Source organism: Bartonella sp. PS7NMGDW (genome assembly GCF_042193585.1).
GTDB lineage: Bacteria > Pseudomonadota > Alphaproteobacteria > Rhizobiales > Rhizobiaceae > Bartonella > Bartonella grahamii.
On sequence record NZ_JBHILX010000002.1, the window covers coordinates 53,683 to 72,007 of the forward strand.

The 18,325-nt window shown below is 37.7% G+C and carries 11 protein-coding genes and 2 pseudogenes; 5 read left to right on the forward strand and 8 right to left on the reverse strand.

Translation table 11 applies throughout. From position 1 onward, the window contains the following. Positions 1 to 171: 171 nt before the first annotated feature. A pseudogene (locus ACFIKJ_RS01465) lies at positions 172 to 413 on the reverse strand (excinuclease ABC subunit UvrB); the annotation flags it as partial. Here ACFIKJ_RS01465 and ACFIKJ_RS01470 point away from each other — a divergent pair. Then, positions 402 to 555 (forward strand): annotated as a pseudogene (locus ACFIKJ_RS01470) (MBL fold metallo-hydrolase); the annotation flags it as partial. The pseudogenes ACFIKJ_RS01465 and ACFIKJ_RS01470 overlap by 12 nt on opposite strands. Before the next feature lie 51 nt (positions 556 to 606). Here the strand turns inward: ACFIKJ_RS01470 and ACFIKJ_RS01475 are convergent. The 3 genes from ACFIKJ_RS01475 to ACFIKJ_RS01485 all read right to left on the reverse strand — a co-directional run bounded on the left by ACFIKJ_RS01475 (position 607) and on the right by ACFIKJ_RS01485 (position 4,823). Then, entirely contained in the window at positions 607 to 1,188 is a 582-nt protein-coding gene (locus tag ACFIKJ_RS01475) for a BA14K family protein (protein WP_375625802.1), read from the reverse strand. A 742-nt stretch (positions 1,189 to 1,930) separates the two neighbouring features. Continuing rightward, positions 1,931 to 4,249: an excinuclease ABC subunit UvrB gene (uvrB, locus tag ACFIKJ_RS01480; RefSeq protein ID WP_375670174.1), complete on the reverse strand. Its 2,319-nt coding sequence runs from the start codon at positions 4,247 to 4,249 to the stop codon at positions 1,931 to 1,933. A 259-nt stretch (positions 4,250 to 4,508) separates the two neighbouring features. After that, on the reverse strand, positions 4,509 to 4,823 hold the full coding sequence (locus ACFIKJ_RS01485) for an SH3 domain-containing protein (protein WP_273788409.1): 315 nt from the start codon (positions 4,821 to 4,823) through the stop codon (positions 4,509 to 4,511). 338 nt (positions 4,824 to 5,161) lie between these two features. Here ACFIKJ_RS01485 and greA point away from each other — a divergent pair, with 338 nt between their 5' ends. Together greA and ACFIKJ_RS01495 are read left to right on the forward strand one after the other, a co-directional pair. Continuing rightward, positions 5,162 to 5,635 (forward strand): transcription elongation factor GreA, encoded by a 474-nt coding sequence (gene greA / locus ACFIKJ_RS01490; protein ID WP_007347010.1) that lies wholly within the window; start codon positions 5,162 to 5,164, stop codon positions 5,633 to 5,635. A gap of 17 nt (positions 5,636 to 5,652) precedes the next feature. After that, positions 5,653 to 6,711, forward strand: coding sequence for a glycosyltransferase family 4 protein (locus tag ACFIKJ_RS01495; protein ID WP_375653256.1), 1,059 nt, complete (start codon positions 5,653 to 5,655; stop codon positions 6,709 to 6,711). A gap of 1,154 nt (positions 6,712 to 7,865) precedes the next feature. On the opposite strand, the gene ACFIKJ_RS01500 is transcribed toward ACFIKJ_RS01495, so the two are convergent. Continuing rightward, the gene (locus tag ACFIKJ_RS01500) at positions 7,866 to 9,260 is read right to left on the reverse strand and encodes a TrkH family potassium uptake protein (protein WP_375625807.1); all 1,395 of its coding nucleotides are present in this window, start codon (positions 9,258 to 9,260) and stop codon (positions 7,866 to 7,868) included. A 312-nt stretch (positions 9,261 to 9,572) separates the two neighbouring features. Between ACFIKJ_RS01500 and trxB the strand changes: the two genes are divergently transcribed. Both trxB and ACFIKJ_RS01510 read left to right on the forward strand, forming a co-directional pair. Further along, on the forward strand, positions 9,573 to 10,529 hold the full coding sequence (gene trxB / locus ACFIKJ_RS01505) for a thioredoxin-disulfide reductase (RefSeq protein ID WP_375653258.1): 957 nt from the start codon (positions 9,573 to 9,575) through the stop codon (positions 10,527 to 10,529). A gap of 42 nt (positions 10,530 to 10,571) precedes the next feature. Continuing rightward, complete coding sequence (locus ACFIKJ_RS01510; RefSeq protein ID WP_012754906.1) at positions 10,572 to 11,477, forward strand: LysR family transcriptional regulator; 906 nt, start codon at positions 10,572 to 10,574, stop codon at positions 11,475 to 11,477. Between the two features lie 1,147 nt (positions 11,478 to 12,624). On the opposite strand, the gene ACFIKJ_RS01515 is transcribed toward ACFIKJ_RS01510, so the two are convergent. The 3 genes from ACFIKJ_RS01515 to carB all read right to left on the reverse strand — a co-directional run bounded on the left by ACFIKJ_RS01515 (position 12,625) and on the right by carB (position 18,088). Continuing rightward, positions 12,625 to 13,827, reverse strand: coding sequence for a pyridoxal phosphate-dependent aminotransferase (locus tag ACFIKJ_RS01515; protein ID WP_375670175.1), 1,203 nt, complete (start codon positions 13,825 to 13,827; stop codon positions 12,625 to 12,627). A gap of 319 nt (positions 13,828 to 14,146) precedes the next feature. Beyond that, positions 14,147 to 14,356, reverse strand: coding sequence for a cold-shock protein (locus tag ACFIKJ_RS01520; RefSeq protein WP_012754908.1), 210 nt, complete (start codon positions 14,354 to 14,356; stop codon positions 14,147 to 14,149). 246 nt (positions 14,357 to 14,602) lie between these two features. Then, on the reverse strand, positions 14,603 to 18,088 hold the full coding sequence (gene carB, locus ACFIKJ_RS01525; RefSeq protein ID WP_375670176.1) for a carbamoyl-phosphate synthase large subunit: 3,486 nt from the start codon (positions 18,086 to 18,088) through the stop codon (positions 14,603 to 14,605). Positions 18,089 to 18,325: the final 237 nt, after the last annotated feature.

The following is an 18,325-nucleotide window of genomic DNA, read 5'->3' on the forward strand; positions in this document are numbered from 1 at the left end:
TAAATAATATTTTAGTTCGATATCAGAGTATAAATGTATAAATATAATATATTTTAGGAATTTATATATATAAGATATTTTCTTTAAATTTGTCTGCTTTTTTAGAGTTTAGAAGTTTTTTACTTTTTTAGGGATTTTTTTATAACGCGGTTTAACAAGAAAAATTGCTTAATCGGCCATACGCTTTGTGAGAACTGTCACCAATGTGCTGTAGCCTTTTTGAATTGTTTTACGAATTTCATTCACAACATCATCGACTTGATTGCTGGCTGGACGAACCTCTGTTGGTGGATCAATGAGCCCTGTTGGACAAATAATTTGTTCTGCAAAAGTGCCATGAGATTGTTCTATTTCTCAGCGTCCTGGTGTTGCAGAGACGGCAATAGTTTGTGGGGGCGCATGGCATCCCATTCTGCTTCCATGAAAAATTGATGCAATCCCTTCGAGAAAAAGTTTTTCCCTTAGGCGATGATGTTTGTTTTATCTGTGGGCATGGTCCCAAAAGTAGCATAGGCTATGAGCGCCAAAAATAATCCTTTTCTTCAAGAGATTTAAGGGGGAGGGCATCAAAAACCCGCTTTAGAGCGGGCTTTTCTCAATGTTAATTCAATTTACTGGAGCATAGCAGACATGATTTAAGCCATCACGGCCTCGAAAAGTACCTGTTTTAGGGTTGAAGGAACGGTATTTTTTCTTGCAATATTGAAGCCAATCAGATTCTGATGATTGTTGTACTGGCTCATATTCCACCGTTTGCTGCACTTGATAAATCACCTGATTTTGTGGTACGTCTTGATAGACAATTTGTGGCTGTTCTGGTTTTTTAAAAACTTTACTAAGAACTGCACCTGCTGCAAGAGCAAGAATGCCCAATGCTAAAGCATCTCCTTGAATATTACTGTGTTTTGTCTTTTTACGTTCGACATAATGATATGTTTTGCTTTCAACATGATGATGTTGTTGTTCTCTCCATGTCTGGCTGAAATAATGACGCTTGTGGGGATCATCAAAAGAGTGATGTTTACTATGAAAAGAATGGGAGCTAAAATTGCGAGACGGTAAACCAGACTCCCTCTTCATTTCACTCATTTGATACCATGCCATATCCGCAAGCGTTGTATTTAGCGGCATGAAAACGGTTGCAGTTGACATTGCTGATAATACCGCTAACCTGATCATCTTTTTCATAATGATGCTCCTTGTGTAAATTCGTATTTTTCACATCCTACATGTTTCAAACTGAATAGAGCCTGAATAATTTTGGACTTTATTGTGGCAAAACAAATGAAAATTCATTTAGTTAAACCCATCTCAGATACAGTAAAATAAAATAATGACAGAATTTTGATTTCAATTAATGTACTATGCTTGAGGTTAATTAATAAGTTTGTAGTAAGAGTACCCGATTTTTTACTATGGAATATAAACTCTTTATTTAGGGATATTTTTTGCATCACTTGATACAATATAAATTGAATAATAGGAGTATGAATAAAAGTTATCATTTTTTATCATGAGTTTATGGTTCTACGATAAAGTCTTGTTTTACTTTATTTGTGTTATAGTACAGTGTAATATTTGAATATTCTCTTGTGAGTCTAAATAATATTTGAGTTCGATATCAGAGTATAACTGTATAAAGATAATATATTGTAAGTAATTTTTTGATATATATAAAACATTCTCTTTAAATTTGTCTGCTTTTTTAGAGTTTAGAATTTTTTATAACGCGGTTTAACAAGAAAAATTACTTAAAAAGTTAATAAAGTTTAGGCATTTTTTGTAAAAAGTTCTCTCTCATGGTGTTTTAGATAAATTGGAGCTCCCTTGATGTTTGAGGTTGTCTGTTTTGCGGATAATGCTGTTTGCTTTTGAGCTTTAGTTGTTTTTTTAGAAGAGCTGAAGATTATTTTAGGCGGTTTGAAATTTCTTACTCCTTTGTTGGTTGCGTTTTTTTTCGTTTTATTGTTGCTTGATTAGGGGGGGGGTTACCAGATTTTCCTTTTCGATTTTCCAAAATACCAGTATCCATGGTTGGTCCCATGTGTGCAAGGTCTGGTTTGGAGAAAAGACTTGGTTGTAATACGGGCTCAAGGGTAGATTGTTCGCTATGATGAGTTAAGGGGTTCTCAGCGATTTCTAGTTCTATCTTTTGTAATTGTTTGATTTCATCGCGAAGGCGTGCTGCTTCTTCAAAGTTGAGATCAGCAGCTGCTTCATGCATTAATTTTTCAAGGTGTTTAATATGAGATGCTAAATTGTTGCCAACCATATTTTTTTTCTCGATGACATCAGGGGTAATTGTGCGAATATGGTCGTTTTCATAGCCTGAATTGAGAATATCTCCGATATTTTTTTTGATACTTTTGGGTGTGATATGGTGTTCTTCATTATAGGCTATTTGTTTTTGTCGACGTCTTTGTGTCTCCTGTAAGGCTCGTTCTATGGAGCCTGTGATTGTATCTGCATAGAGGATAACGTGGCCATCTACGTTACGTGCAGCACGTCCGATTGTTTGTATGAGGGAAGTTTCAGAGCGCAAAAAGCCCTCCTTATCAGCATCTAGAATGGCAACAAAACCACATTCTGGAATATCTAAGCCTTCTCGGAGCAAGTTGATACCGATGAGGACATCAAAGGTGCCAAGCCGCAGATCGCGTAGAATTTCAATGCGTTCTAATGTATCAATGTCAGAATGCATATAGCGTACACGAATATCTTGTTCGTGGAGATATTCAGTTAAGTCCTCGGCCATACGCTTTGTGAGAACTGTCACCAATGTACGGTAGCCTTTTTGAATTGTTTTACGAATTTCATTTACAACATCATCGACTTGATTGCTGGCTGGACGAACCTCTGTTGGCGGATCAATGAGCCCTGTTGGACGAATAATTTGTTCTGCAAAAGTGCCATGAGATTGTTCTATTTCCCAGCGTCCTGGTGTTGCAGAGACGGCAATAGTTTGTGGGCGCATGGCATCCCATTCTTCAAAGCGTAAAGGGCGATTGTCCATACAGGAAGGTAGGCGAAACCCATATTCTGCTAGGGTTGCTTTTCTTCGAAAATCACCTCGGTACATGCCTCCAATTTGGGGAATGGTTACGTGACTTTCATCGATAAAAACAAGAGCATTGTTTGGAATGTATTCAAACAAGGTTGGTGGTGGTTCTCCGGGTTTTCGTCCTGTTAAATAGCGTGAATAATTTTCGATTCCAGAGCATGAGCCGGTGGTTTCCAACATTTCCAAATCAAAAATTGTACGTTGTTCTAAACGTTGTGCTTCTAAAAGACGTCCAGCTGCGTTCAATTCATCAAGGCGTTGAGCGAGTTCCATTTTGATCGATTTCATCGCTTGATTGAGTGTTGGGCGTGGTGTTACGTAGTGTGAGTTGGCATAAATTTTAATCGATTGAAGATCGCCTGTTTTTTGTCCCGTTAGAGGATCAAATTCCGTAATTGTTTCCACTTCATCGCCAAAGAGCGAAATACGCCAAGCACGATCTTCGAGGTGGGCAGGGAAAATTTCGATTGTATCCCCTCGAACACGAAAGGAACCACGAATGAAATTGATATCTTGTCGATAATACTGTTGAGAGACTAAATCAGCCAAGAGTTTTCGTTGATTGAGTTTATCACCTTTTTCTATTTTGAAGGTCATAGCAGTATAAGTTTCTACTGAACCAATCCCGTAAATACACGATACAGACGCGACAATAATGACGTCATCACGTTCAAGGACAGCACGTGTTGCAGCATGGCGCATACGGTCGATTTGTTCATTAATTGAGGATTCTTTTTCAATATAGGTATCAGAGCGTGCAACGTAGGCTTCTGGCTGATAATAGTCATAATAGGAAACAAAATATTCGACGGCATTGTGGGGAAAAAAACTTTTAAACTCTCCGTAAAGCTGCGCTGCTAGAGTTTTATTTGGTGCTAAGATTAAAGCTGGACGCTGTGTTTCTTCAATGATTTTGGCCATTGTATAGGTTTTTCCTGAGCCGGTAACACCCAAAAGCACTTGTGTACGTTCATCTTTTTGAATTCCCTCAACCAGAGTTTTAATTGCTTGAGGTTGATCTCCTGCAGGTTCAAAGGGTGTTTCGAGTTGAAATGGAATGCCACCTTCAGATTTTTCAGGACGAATAGGGCAGTGAGGTGTCCATAATACGCCATTCTTAAAAAGAGGATTGCCTGAGGCAATCAGAGCAGAAAGAGCCTCAACTGTTGCTGTAACACCATTTTTCATTGTTGTATCCTTTAATAGAAAAGTGCTGGTGATTTTAAAGAAAATACTAATTTTTACAATTTCATTACGATAACAGCAAAACGTTATTGAACAGATTTATTTTGGTTTATTGGAGCTTTCATTAGGATATTGATCAAGTTTTTTCTATGAGACGAATTCTTCGAAGTGGTTCTTTGGAGGGGGCATATTGTGGTTGTTCGTGGACACTATTGCATTTTTGCCATGATAATATTTAAGATGGCATAAATTATTATGGCTGTTATGGAGAATAATCGGTACGTTTGGGCACTAAAGACATCGTGTATGTGTGATAAAGATCATTTCCATCTTTAAATGAAAGATAACGAGATGACACCCAACCTATTTGAGTGTTATATCGGATATGGCACCAATTGCCTTCACAGTTTTTAACAAAAACCAATTCTCCAGCAGAGATTAAGCCGCAAAGTGCATACTGAGTGCTGGGACCTGTTCTAAAATTAAGATTTCTCGTAACAAAAGCATCCGCAGCTTCAGATACTGTTGTGGCGAAAAAGAAAGAGCCAAACATAAAAAAAATGACGATTTTTTTCATTCTTCTGTAAAGAATTTCTTTAGAGATTTTCTATCCTTCTCTCTTTGTATCCCATATGATTTCTTTTGCTAGATTATGATAAAACAGAAAAAAATACAATTCTTTCTTCTTTAGGAGATTTTAAAGAGAAGAGTGAAGTTTAACGTTTTAAACACCAAAATGAGATGTTTTAATCACTATTTGTGCATGTTTTGTTTCCTTTATTTATTTTTGTATGGAAAATAGCGATACTGTACTATATAATAAAAAAGATCGTAGTTTTCGGATTCCAAAAGTAATTTTGGAAGCCGTTTTTTGTATTTTTATTAAACCTTCCGTGTAATAGAAAGGGACGGATTATGGAAAAAGTTCCGATGACTACAGCTGGTTTTGAGAGTCTTAAAGAAGAGTTGCGTTGGCGTCAACAACAGGAGCGTCCGCGAATTATTGAAGCAATTTCTGAGGCGCGTGCACATGGTGATTTATCAGAAAATGCTGAGTATCATGCAGCTAAAGAAGCACAAAGCCATAATGAGGGGCGTATAAATGAGCTTGAAGATTATATTGCCCGAGCAGAAGTTATAGATGTTTCGCGTCTTTCAGGCGACAAAATAAAATTTGGAGCAACCATTAAACTCTTGGATGAGGATACAGAAGAAAAAAAAGTGTATCAGATCGTAGGAGATCAAGAAGCTGATGTAAAGGTTGGTAAAATCTCTATTTCTTCGCCTATTGCACGTGCACTCATTGGAAAGCAAGAAGGTGATGTGATTGAGGTGAATGCACCAGGTGGTGCGCATAATTACGAGATCATTAAGGTTCAGTATATCTAAATAACATATGGATTATTATGCGTGTATCTTTGGACGAAACTGAAATTATTGCGCCTCACTTTAAAAGGCGTTTATCGGGAGTAACATCTACGATTATTCAGCTTATTCCACTGCAACGCGAACAGGGTGTGCGTATATCCACTTTAGGGTTTGGTTTACCACAAACTTTGCCGACTCTTGCCTTTAAGGACCTTTTCGGACTTTGGAAAAGTCCGAAAGGGAAGCCATTTCGTATTTGGCATGCACGACGCAATATTGAGATGCTTTTTGGGATCTTTTTGCGCGATATCTTGAAAATGAAGCTGAAACTTATCTTTACATCGGCTTCACAACGCCATCATAAGTCTTTTACCAAATGGTTGATTCGCTGTATGGATAGGGTTATCGCTACCAGTACACATACAGGCGCTTATCTAGAAGTGCCTCATAAGGTTATTATGCACGGAGTGGATGTGAGGCGTTTTACTCCACCACAGGCTCTTGATGATTACTTTTCTTCGACAGGATTTCCAGGAAAATATGCGGTAGGGTGTTTTGGGCGTCTGCGTTACTCAAAGGGAACAGATTTATTTGTTGATGCCATGATAGCGTTATTGCCTGACTATCCTGAATGGACAGCACTTATCGCTGGTCGTACGACAGAGCAATATTATCATTTTGAAAAAGAATTACACCAAAAGATTGCTAAGGCTGGTCTGGATGATCGCATTATTTTTCTTGGTGAGATTCTGGATATCCCTTTGTGGTATCGTCGTTTATCGCTTTATGTTGCACCTTCTCGTACAGAAGGTTTCGGTTTAACACCATTAGAAGCAATGGCATCACAGGTTGCTGTTGTAACGAGTGATGCAGGAGCTTATAAAGAATTTGTGGTCGAGGGAACAGGAACAGTTGTAAAAGCAGGAGATAGAGCGGCTTTAACAGCAGCAATTGAACCTTATTTTGCTGATGTAGAAAAAACATTGGTAGCCGGAAAGAAAGCTTTAACCCATGTTCGTACACACTTTCCTTTGGAAAAGGAGACAACCGAGATTGAGCGTGTTTACAAAGAACTGTTTGCGGAAAAAACACTTTGATTATTATATCAAAAATCTTTTTGAGGAGTGATAAAAAGTTTTTTCCTTAAAGATTTTTCATAGTCATCAAGAAAGCAGCTCAATGATATAAATGTTATTTTACAAAATTTATATTTTCTTTAGTAGAACGCTATAAGAAGTTCTCAAAATTTTGGATAAAATATTAAAAATGTATACGCTTGAGAGCAACATGTGCTTTATGATAAAGCATATTAGGAGAGAGGAAAGCTATTTTTATTCAGTGATATTTTAGAATAAGAAAATAATGCTTTAACTCAAGTCTAGATATACGGTGTCGTACTGATATTGTTCGTTTTGGAAGACTTAAATAGATGGAAAAAACGTTTTCTTGTCTTAAAAAAGATATTTATGGTGTCTCCATGGGTAAAATAGTCGTACATATTTTCAATAAATTCATAATAAGATGGATCTAAGATCAATATATATATATGATTTTTATAGATAATTTACCTTTTTAATTTGAATAAGAGCTATCCTCTTGCACATCACAATTGGAAGAAAGCATGTGGTGGATAAAAACTATTGAAGACAGGGTGTAAAGAGATTTCTTATAAATTGTCTGAACTGCAGGTTGTTACGGCATTAACAGAAAGAAAATAATATGGTGGTACTAATTTATATCTTATTTTGTGGTACCGACTTGCACCTTATTATTATTTAAGTAAAAATGATGGTGCCCATTTTATATCTTTCATGAGAACTGTCGTGAAATGGGGTTGATGAGTATTGTGAGATTTTTTTTACAAACAAGCTTGTGAATCCATAATATAATAGCATTTTTTCTATAAGGATGTAACTCTATTAAAGAGAAAAAGCACTTTTATTAGCAAATATTCATATTTTTTGCATGAGAGATTATTCGTAAAAAAAGGATGTTCTATGTGCCCACTTTATTTGATAAAGAAGATCAATAAAGTGAAGTTTTATATGTTCTCGATTTGAAGGCTCTTGGTATTTGATTGTTCTTGTCGAATTATTTTTATATCAACATTTATATCGTTGATATGATGACTTGTATGAAATTTTAGGAAATCTTCAGTGGATTGAGTAAGGGGTGAATATTATGACTCATACTGTTCACGCCTTTTTATATTGTAAATTTTTTATCATAGTAGAATAAAATGCTCTATGCATTAGAATTGTTCACGCCAGAAAGCGGGAATAAAAAGGACGAATATTGTTATGATTTCAAGGCGTCCAGCTAACATTAGAAAACTTAAAATCCATAAAGCATTATCGTTGATTGTAGAGAAATTACCAGTGGGGCCAATAATATCTCCAAAGCCTGGACCAACATTTGAAAGTGCGGTTAAGACTCCCGTAAAGGCAGAGGTAAAGTCAAGACCGGTTGTAAGCAAAAGTGCAGTGCCGATAACGAGGCAAAACATATAAAGACAAACAAAAAACAAAACGGCTTGAGCAACATCGTTTGATATATTTGAGTGATCGTAGCGGGCCTTTACAACGACATTAGGAGAAAGAAGTTTTTCTATATTTGTTTGTGTAATACGCCAAAGAATAATGAGGCGATTGATTTTCATGCCACCAGAAGTAGAACCAGCACATCCGCCTGTAAAAGAAACAATGAAGAAAATTCCAAGCGCAAACGGTCCCCAAAGTTGATAATCTTCAGCGCTGTAACCTGTGGTGCTAATAATGGATGAAAGGTGAAAAATGACATCAAGGAAAATCAAGTGGAACGCGCGATGATCATAAAACCGTAGCCATGCCGCTAAAGCAAAGCTGAAAAGGAGAACGATATGGAGAAAAACAATCACTTGTGGGTCAAGGAAGCGTTTGGAGTGTCCAGGAAGGACTAATTTAACATAAAGTACGAAGGGCAAAGCAGAAAGCAACATGAAGATTGTTGAAATAATTAAGATGGCTGGTGTATCAGAAAAATAACCAAAAGAAGCATCATGCGTTGAAAAACCAGCTGTTGCGACTGTACTCATTGCATGGTTAATGGCATCAAATAAATTCATGCCTGCAGCAAAATAAGAAAGCATACAAGCCAATGTTAACCCAACATAAGCGATGATAATTCCGTTAGCAATTTGGTTGATGCGAGGCAATATTTTTTCAGATTTATCAGATGATTCCATATGAAAAAGTCGTACGCCACCCACACGCAGTGAAGGCAAAAGTAAGAGGGCTAAACCGATAAAACCAATACCCCCAATCCAGCATATAAGAGAACGCCATAACAAAATACTTCGCGATAAATTATCAAGATCAGAAAGGACTGTGGAGCCTGTTGTTGTAATTCCAGAAACAGATTCAAAAATCGCTCCTGCTAGAGAAATGGGAAGAGGAGAAAGATAAAGAGGTAAGGCACCTACGATACTTCCTGTTAGCCAAAGGCAAACAGTGAGCATAAAGCCAAGCCGTGCTGAAAAACGACAAGTAGCTCCCTTAGTTGCTAAAAGAATCAGCGTTGCTAACATGGTGGTTATGGCACAAGAATAGAGAAAGGTTATCCAATTACGATTGTTGTCGTGCAGATCCACAAAAATTGGCAAAAGCATTGCTCCTGCCATGATTAACGCAAACCGTGCACAAACATTGATAATAAACTGAAAAATGACCGTTCCCTATCTTTGTATCTCTTTTTATTATGGTTTTGTGCTCATAAGAATTTACGTTTTTCTCTTCATAGGATAAAGATTAATCCTTAACATTAGCATGCCTTGATGAAATTTGTAATCAGACCTTTTCATAAAACTTGAAAATGAAGTATGTATAACATAATTGGAGTTCTTGAAAAATATTTTTTTAAAAGGCTGCATTCCGTTATCATTTATAGAATAATTAAGTTATAATAAAGTGAAGGGGATTTAATGGTACAATCACATATTCGTCTGCTGATTATTGGCTCAGGTCCGGCTGGTTATACAGCGGCGATCTATGCAGCAAGAGCAATGCTTAAGCCGGTTTTGGTGACGGGCTTGCAGCAGGGTGGACAATTGACAATTACAACTGATGTTGAGAATTATCCAGGTTTTGCAGATCCCATTCAAGGACCGTGGTTGATGGAACAAATGGCGAAACAAGCTGAGAATATGGGGACAAAAATTTTCTATGATACAATTATAAAGGCTGATTTGTTGAAGTATCCTTTTGTTTTATATGGGGATTCAGGAACACAATATTCTTGTGATTCCCTGATTATTGCAACAGGAGCTCAAGCGCGCTGGCTTGGTTTAGAAAGTGAACAGACCTTTATGGGCGGTGGTGTGTCCGCTTGTGCTACATGTGATGGCTTTTTTTACCGTGATAAGGACGTTATTGTCGTGGGAGGAGGAAATACCGCTGTTGAAGAAGCACTTTATTTATCGCATTTGGCTAAAAGTGTAAGCGTGGTTCACAGGCGGGGGCAGTTTCGGGCAGAAAAAATTTTACAAGATAGGTTGCTTGCTTGCAAGAACGTACGTATCATTTGGGATCATGTGGTGGAAGAAATTGTGGGGCTGCCTGCACAGGGGGCAGTGGGCGCTGTTGTAACAGGGGCACGTCTAAAAAATGTTAAGACAGGTCACGAGATGACAGTGAATGCAGAGGGAATATTTATTGCTATTGGGCATGATCCTGCTGTTTCTCTGTTTGAAGGACAGCTGAAACAAAAACGAGGCGGCTATTTATGGACAGCACCGGACTCAACAGCAACAAGCATTGCTGGTGTTTTTGCTGCTGGGGATGTAACAGATGAAAGATTCCGCCAAGCTGTAACAGCTGCAGGAAGAGGATGTATGGCAGCGTTGGAAGCAGAACGGTTTTTGGATATACCTAAGCGTTAGTAATTCATTGAGAACATAAAGAATCTAGAGGTAGAATTAATTGTGGCGCCACCGTTGGATTGGGATAAGTTAAGGGTTTTTCACGCTGCAGCAGAAGCGGGATCTTTTACGCATGCTGCTCAAAAACTTCATTTATCTCAATCAGCAGTTTCACGACAGGTTTCGGCTTTAGAACAAGAGGTTGGGGTATCCTTATTTCAACGTCATGCGCGTGGTTTGATTCTTACAGAACAGGGAGAAACTCTTTATCGTACAGCTCATGATGTTTTGATGAAGCTTGAAAGTGTGCGTTTGCAATTAAGTGAAAGCTATGCAAAACCAACGGGGCACTTGCGTGTGACCTCAACCTTTGGAATGGGGGCAGGGTGGATTGCAGAGCGTATGCCAGAATTTCTTAGTCTTTATCCTGATATGCAGGTTCAGCTTTTGCTTTCCGATGAAGAGCTTGATTTGACAATGTGTCATGCGGATTGTGCTGTTCGCTTACATCAACCCCAACAACCTGATCTTATACAAAGAAAACTCTTTACAATTCATATGCATGTTTATGCTTCGGAAAAGTATATTGCAAATTATGGAAAGCCGGAAAAATTGTCTGATCTCGATGAGCATCGTATTATTTCGTTCGGTGAACCTGTCCCACCTTATTTGTCTGGTTTAAATTGGTTGGAAAAGGCTGGTAGAAGTGATGGATCATTGCGCGTTTCAGTTCTACAAATCAACAATATTATCTCAATAAAGAATGCGCTTATGCGTGATCTTGGGATTGCTGTGCTGCCTGATTATATCGTCAATAATGATGAGCATTTGGTGCGTCTTTTTCCTGATATGGTTGATATTCCTTCGTTTGATACTTTTTTTTGTTATCCTTATAATTTAAAGAATTTGGCAAGATTAAATGCTTTTCGAGATTATATTTTTTTAAAAGCCCGTCAGTGGTCTTTTTAATGTTAATGCCTTAATTTATAAGGAATAATTAACTGTTTTATAACTTGAGACTCCCTAATATTCTTTCGTTTCAAATTTGCCTATATTGAATCAATTAAAACTATTCGTTGCACATTAAAAGTGGGGGCAGTCCGTGTGGAGAAATACTTTTGGAAAAAGGGATAAATGTTTTTTATGAATACTAGCGAATGTGAGAGTTATTATATATTGAAAACTGGACAATCGTGTGATGGTATAGCTTACATTTTTATATTTAATTAAAAAGAATTGTACATGATGGAGACAAATTTAAAGCTATGTGTTTATTGCATAGCAGATACGCTTAAGTCTTTATTGTACTTTTTCTTATAAGATGACATAGAATACTATCTCTTGATTATGTTGCCTCCCAGTGCATTTTCTTGAGTGTTCCCTTACGAAGATCTATCAGATTGATTTTATCTCTGAGGATTTTCCAAATTTGCCGGACAGATGTCCGGCTTTTTTTTATTTTTGAAAGAGCTCCTAGAAATTGCAATATATGGGAGGATGATAAGGAAAAAATTTCGAAATTTGTAGATATCCAACAATTTTTTAAGAATACTACAATTCAATAAGGAGTTTGAGAGAGATTTATCATGTTGTAGCATAAAAGTCTGTCTTTTAGGGACGTGATATAAAATATTTAAAACTTTATACATGAAGTGCTTTTTATTAGAGTGTGAGGTGAATATTTAAGGCAGGTTTTGTTCATAAAGCCTATGAAGTAAATCAAGTCGTTATTAGATAGAACTTAAAGGAAACTGGATTGTTTACATAACGACGGGAGGTGGCTTCTTCTTCATTTTAGGACCAAGAAGAAGCCGAGAAATAAAAAAGATTTGATTGTAAGGGCTCTTGATTATAAGGGCAATTGTATTTAAAAGTTCTCGATCTTTTTTAGAGTTATAAATTGAATGGAGAAAGCAGAAAAGGTTTTTCATCTTTCATGATAATAAACCGATTCATTTATTTGATCGCTAGATTTTTTTGATCTTTATCTACATGTGTTTATTCATGGATATTTTTACTGAATCGATTGATTCAGGTCATGATACAGTTTCCGATATTTTCTCGCCTATACTGACATTCGGCAAAAAAACGATCACAAGAGATGGTATTAAAAATTTTAAATTAAACTGTTGCAAAAGCGCTGTATACGTATACAAGCTTCTTCAAGTAATTCTTCTGATGTTGCATAAGAAATACGAAAAGCTGATCCAAGTCCAAAAGCAGATCCTTGGACGACAGCAACAGCTTCTGTTTCTAGAAGCGCTATGGCAAAGTCTTCATCATTCGTAATACATTGACCGTTGGGTGTTTTCTTTCCAATAAGTCCTGTGCAAGAAGGATAAACATAAAAAGCACCTTCGGGCGTTGGACAGTGAATGCCAGGAGCTTGGTTGAGCATGGAAACAACGAGATCACGGCGTTCTTGAAAAATACTTTTATTTTTAGCGATAAAGTCTTGTGGTCCATTGAGAGCTTCAACAGCAGCCCATTGTGAAATGACACTTGTTCCAGATGTTTGCTGACCTTGAATGGTATCCATAGCTTTAATTAATTCTTGTGGTCCGCCTGCATAGCCGATTCTCCATCCCGTCATCGCATAGGCTTTGGAAACACCATTCATTGTGAGTGTACGCTCATAAAGTGCTGGTTCTACTTGAGCTGGAGTAACAAAGGTAAAACCCTCATATGTGAGATGTTCATATATATCATCGGAAAGGATGTAAACATGAGGATATTTTGCTAAAACATCTGTGAGTTTTTTCAATTCATTATGTGTATAAGCGGCACCTGATGGATTTGAAGGAGAGTTAAAGATGAACCATTTGGTTTTGGGGGTAATGGCAGCTTCTAGCTCTTGTGGTTGGAGTTTATAAGAAAATTCGGCTTTTGTTTCTAAAAAGACAGGCGTACCATCGTTGAGTGCGACCATTTCTGGATAACTTACCCAATAAGGAGATGGAATGATGACTTCATCCCCTTTATTTAAAGTTGCCATCAATGCATTAAAGAGAATCTGTTTACCACCGGTTCCAACAATAATTTGCTCTGGTTCATAATTGAGATTATTTTCTCTTTTAAACTTTGCAGAAATTGCTTGGCGCAATTCTGGAATTCCAGATATGGGAGGGTATTTTGTTTCTCCTCTTCGAATAGCTTCAATGGCCGCGTTTTTGATGTTGTCTGGGGTATCAAAGTCTGGTTCTCCAGCACTTAAAGCAATAACATCGCGCCCTAATGTTTTTAGATGGCGGGCCTTTTGAGAAGCAGCAATTGTTGCAGAAGGTTTGATACGAGACAGCTTGTCGGCAATAAAAGCCATAATTTTAAATCCTTATATTATATCAACAAATGGTTATTGCTTTAAGGATATTCTATAAGAGATTATATTGTATGCAATAAAAAACTTCCAAAATACTCTTACACGGGCTTTATATTCATCTTTTTTGAGATTTTTACAAGATAAACTCTTCTTAGATTTTATGAAAGTTTTTGAGGAAGTATAAGGGAGGTTTTATAAATTGTGCAAAGGAGATAAGCAGTCTTTATATTTTTACAAGGTAAAATGATTTTATACAAAAGAAAAAATCTTCGTCGTTACAGACGAAGATTTTTAAATAAAATATTGCAGAATTTAAACTTTAAAGGGCTGCAAGGTTACCAGCGGCAAATTTTCCTGAACGACGATCTTGAAGAACATCATAAGAAATTTTTTGCCCTTCATTAAGACTGTTTAGACCAGAACGCTCGACGGCAGAAATGTGTACAAATACATCTGCACTACCATCACTAGGCTGAATGAATCCGAAACCTTTTGTTGTATTAAACCACTTAACTGTTCCTGTAGACATAGGAAACTCCTTAGAATATATAGTTATATTGAGTATTGAAGCTTTCATTTCTTCAATACGGTTGTAGATCGAAATTAGGTGGGAGAAGTTTCGTCAAAAGTGCAGGTTGCACAGGAAAGAAAGTCACGTAACCGAAAATTCGATGAAACTTCTATAAAAGTTTTTGGAACAAAAAGCAAGTCTTAATCAATTTTTATATAAAGAAAAAATAAGAAAACAGTATACATTTTACTAAGTAGAAAAAAATCAACTGAAATAACTTTGTAGTGAACGTACTTCAAGGCGCCTTTTTTGGAGTGCTTTGATCGCTTCTGCGACGGTTTCGGCTCCAGCTATTGTTGTATAATAGGGAACATTTTGCATAAGTGCTGCATAACGTAATGATTTTGAGTCTGAGATGGCACTGGCAGTGCTAGTTGTATTAAAAATCAATTGAATTTGGCGATTACGAATAGCATCTTCAATATGAGGATGCCCCTCTAGAACTTTGTTGATTTTTTTTGCTTCAACGTGGTGTTCGGTGAGAAATTTTTGTGTTCCACTTGTGGCGACAACAGAAAAGCCAAGCTCAGTTAAACGTTTTACAGGATTTAAGATGCGTTTTTTATCTTCATCTCTTACAGAAACGAACAAAGTTCCCTCTTTAGGGAGTTTTACACCAGCTCCAAGTTGGGCTTTAGCAAAAGCAAGCGAAAATTCATAGTCAAGTCCCATAACTTCACCGGTTGAGCGCATTTCTGGACCAAGAAGTGTATCAACACCTGAAAAACGAGCAAAAGGAAACACTGCTTCTTTGACGGCTATATGTTGTTTTTCCTGTAAAGAAGGTAATCCACCATAAGCTTGAAGAGCATCATGAAGCGTTTCTCCTGCCATAATACGTGCAGCCATTTTAGCAATAGGGCGACCAATCGTTTTTGCAACAAATGGGACAGTACGTGAAGCACGGGGATTGACTTCTAAGACATAAATGGTGTCATCTTTTATGGCATATTGTACATTCATTAAACCGCGAACATGAAGTGCTTGTGCTAATGCTTTGGTTTGGCGCTCTAATTCAGTAACTATTTTATTTGAGAGTGTATGGACTGGTAAAGAACATGCTGAATCACCAGAGTGGATACCAGCTTCTTCAATGTGTTCCATAATACCAACGATCAGTGTTTCTTTGCCATCACATAGACAATCAACGTCTACTTCAATTGCTTCTGTTAAATAGGTATCAAAGAGAAGCGGATTTTTACCAAGCAATATATTGATTTGTCCTGTTGTGTCGTTAGGATAACGGACTTTGATATCTTCTGAAATTAATTCAGGGACACTCTCAAGTAAATAATTTTGTAAACTACGTTCATCACGGATAATTTGCATAGCACGTCCTCCTAAAACATAAGAGGGACGTACAACCAATGGGAATCCTAGTTCGTGGGCAATGAGGCGTGCTTGTTCGATGGAGTGGGCAATACCATTTTGAGGTTGTGTTAAGTTAAGTTTAAATAACAGTTTTTGAAAGCGATCTCTATCTTCTGCTAAGTCGATAGCGTCAGGTGAAGTACCTAGGATGGGGATGTTGTGTTTTTCTAGAGCGCTTGCCAATTTCAAGGGTGTTTGTCCGCCAAATTGGACGATGACTCCAACCAAAACTCCTTTTTCCTGTTCTGCTTCTAAAATAGCGATAACATCTTCTGTTGTTAAAGATTCAAAGTAAAGGCGATCAGAGGTATCATAGTCAGTTGAAACTGTTTCAGGATTACAGTTAATCATAATCGCTTCAAAGCCTGCATCACGCAGTGCAAAAGCAGCGTGACAGCAACAGTAATCAAATTCAATACCTTGCCCAATGCGGTTTGGTCCACCGCCTAAAATAGCAATTTTTTTGCGTTCAGAAACGTGTGCTTCCGAGTGCTCTACACCTGCAAAGGGAACTTCATATGTTGAATACATATAGGCTGTAGGAGAAGAAAATTCAGCGGCACAAGTATCAATCCGTTTGAAGACGTGTTTAACATTCAGTGATTTGCGTAAAGCTGCGATATAATCGGGTTCTTTCCCTGTAAGGGAGGCTAATCGCGCATCTGAAAAGCCCATAGCTTTTAACATACGTAAGTTATCTGCATCTTGGGGTAATCCATGAATGCGGATACGCTGCTCCATTTCAATGATGGAGGCTATTTGTTCTAAAAACCACGGATCAATTTTGCTAATTTGGTGTATCTCATTTAAGGGTAAGCCTGAGCGCATGGCTTGAGCAACATAGCGTAGACGATCAGGGCTTGGTATGGCAATGGCTGAACGTATAGAACTTTTTTCATCACCTTCAGCATGCTCTGGAATCACAATTTCATCAAGACCTGTAAGCCCTGTTTCAAGTCCACGGAGTGCTTTTTGTAACGATTCTTGAAAAGTGCGTCCAATTGCCATGACTTCTCCTACAGATTTCATCGCAGTTGTGAGGACAGGTGATGAACCGGGAAACTTTTCGAAAGCAAAACGAGGAATTTTTGTCACAATATAGTCAATAGAAGGTTCAAATGATGCTGGTGTTGCGCCACCCGTTATATCATTTTTTAATTCATCAAGTGTATAACCAACAGCCAGTTTAGCCGCTACTTTGGCAATGGGAAATCCTGTTGCTTTTGAGGCAAGTGCTGAAGAGCGAGAAACACGCGGATTCATTTCAATAACAATGAGGCGCCCATTTTCAGGATTGACAGCAAACTGTACATTGGATCCCCCTGTTTCAACACCAATTTCACGCAAAACAGCAATCGAAGCATTACGCATACATTGATATTCTTTATCGGTTAAGGTGAGAGCAGGTGCTACAGTGATCGAATCACCGGTATGAATCCCCATTGGATCAATGTTTTCAATAGAACAAACGATGATACAGTTGTCGTTTTTATCACGAACAACTTCCATTTCATATTCTTTCCATCCTAAAACACTTTCTTCAATTAATACTTCTGTTGTAGGCGAAGCTTCAAGACCACGTTCGATAATTTCGTAGAATTCAGAGCGGTTATAAGCGATACCACCACCAGTTCCACCAAGGGTGAATGAAGGACGAATAATAGCTGGAAGTCCAACAACATCAAGGGCTCGAACTGCTTTTGCTGTTGCATGAGCGATATAATGTTGTTTGCGATCAGCTTCGGTATGTCGCCAGTTGCGCTCAAGTTCTTCGAGTGCTTTGTCAAGCGCAGCACCAGAAAGCTTTGCTTTAAGTTCAGCACATGTTTTTGCGTGTTGTTGGCGATTTTCTTCTTTCAGTTCTGTTGCATTCGCTAACATAGAGCGTGGCGTTTCCAAACCGATTTTTGCCATCGCTTGGCGGAATAAAGCACGATCTTCAGCTTTATCAATAGCATCAGCATTGGCTCCTATCATTTCAACATGATAGCGGTCTAAAATACCCATACGCTTTAATGATAAAGCAGTATTGAGGGCTGTTTGTCCTCCCATAGTGGGCAAAAGGGCATCGGGACGCTCGTGGGCAATAATTTGGGCAACTATTTCAGGAGTAATGGGCTCTATATAAGTTGCATCAGCTAAATCTGGATCTGTCATAATCGTGGCAGGATTAGAATTTACCAAAATAATTCGATAACCTTCTTCTTTTAATGCTTTACAGGCTTGAGTGCCTGAATAATCAAATTCACATGCCTGACCAATGATAATAGGTCCTGCTCCGATGATAAGAATAGATTTTATATCTGTGCGTTTGGGCATGACTTTTTCCTATGACAAATATCTGTGTGCGATTGTTGCGGGCAAAATATTTCAGTTCTGAGGCTACAGTCATTTTATAAGTTAAGTGACAAAGAAAGTAAGCATTAAAATATCTTTTCCATGCTTTTTTTCATAAAATTGAAGATAATTTTTTTTGAGTTGAGTCATCTCGTCGGTCTATCAAAAGTATGACCTTTGATAAAAAAACAATAATAGTGCTCCAACAAATTAGAATAT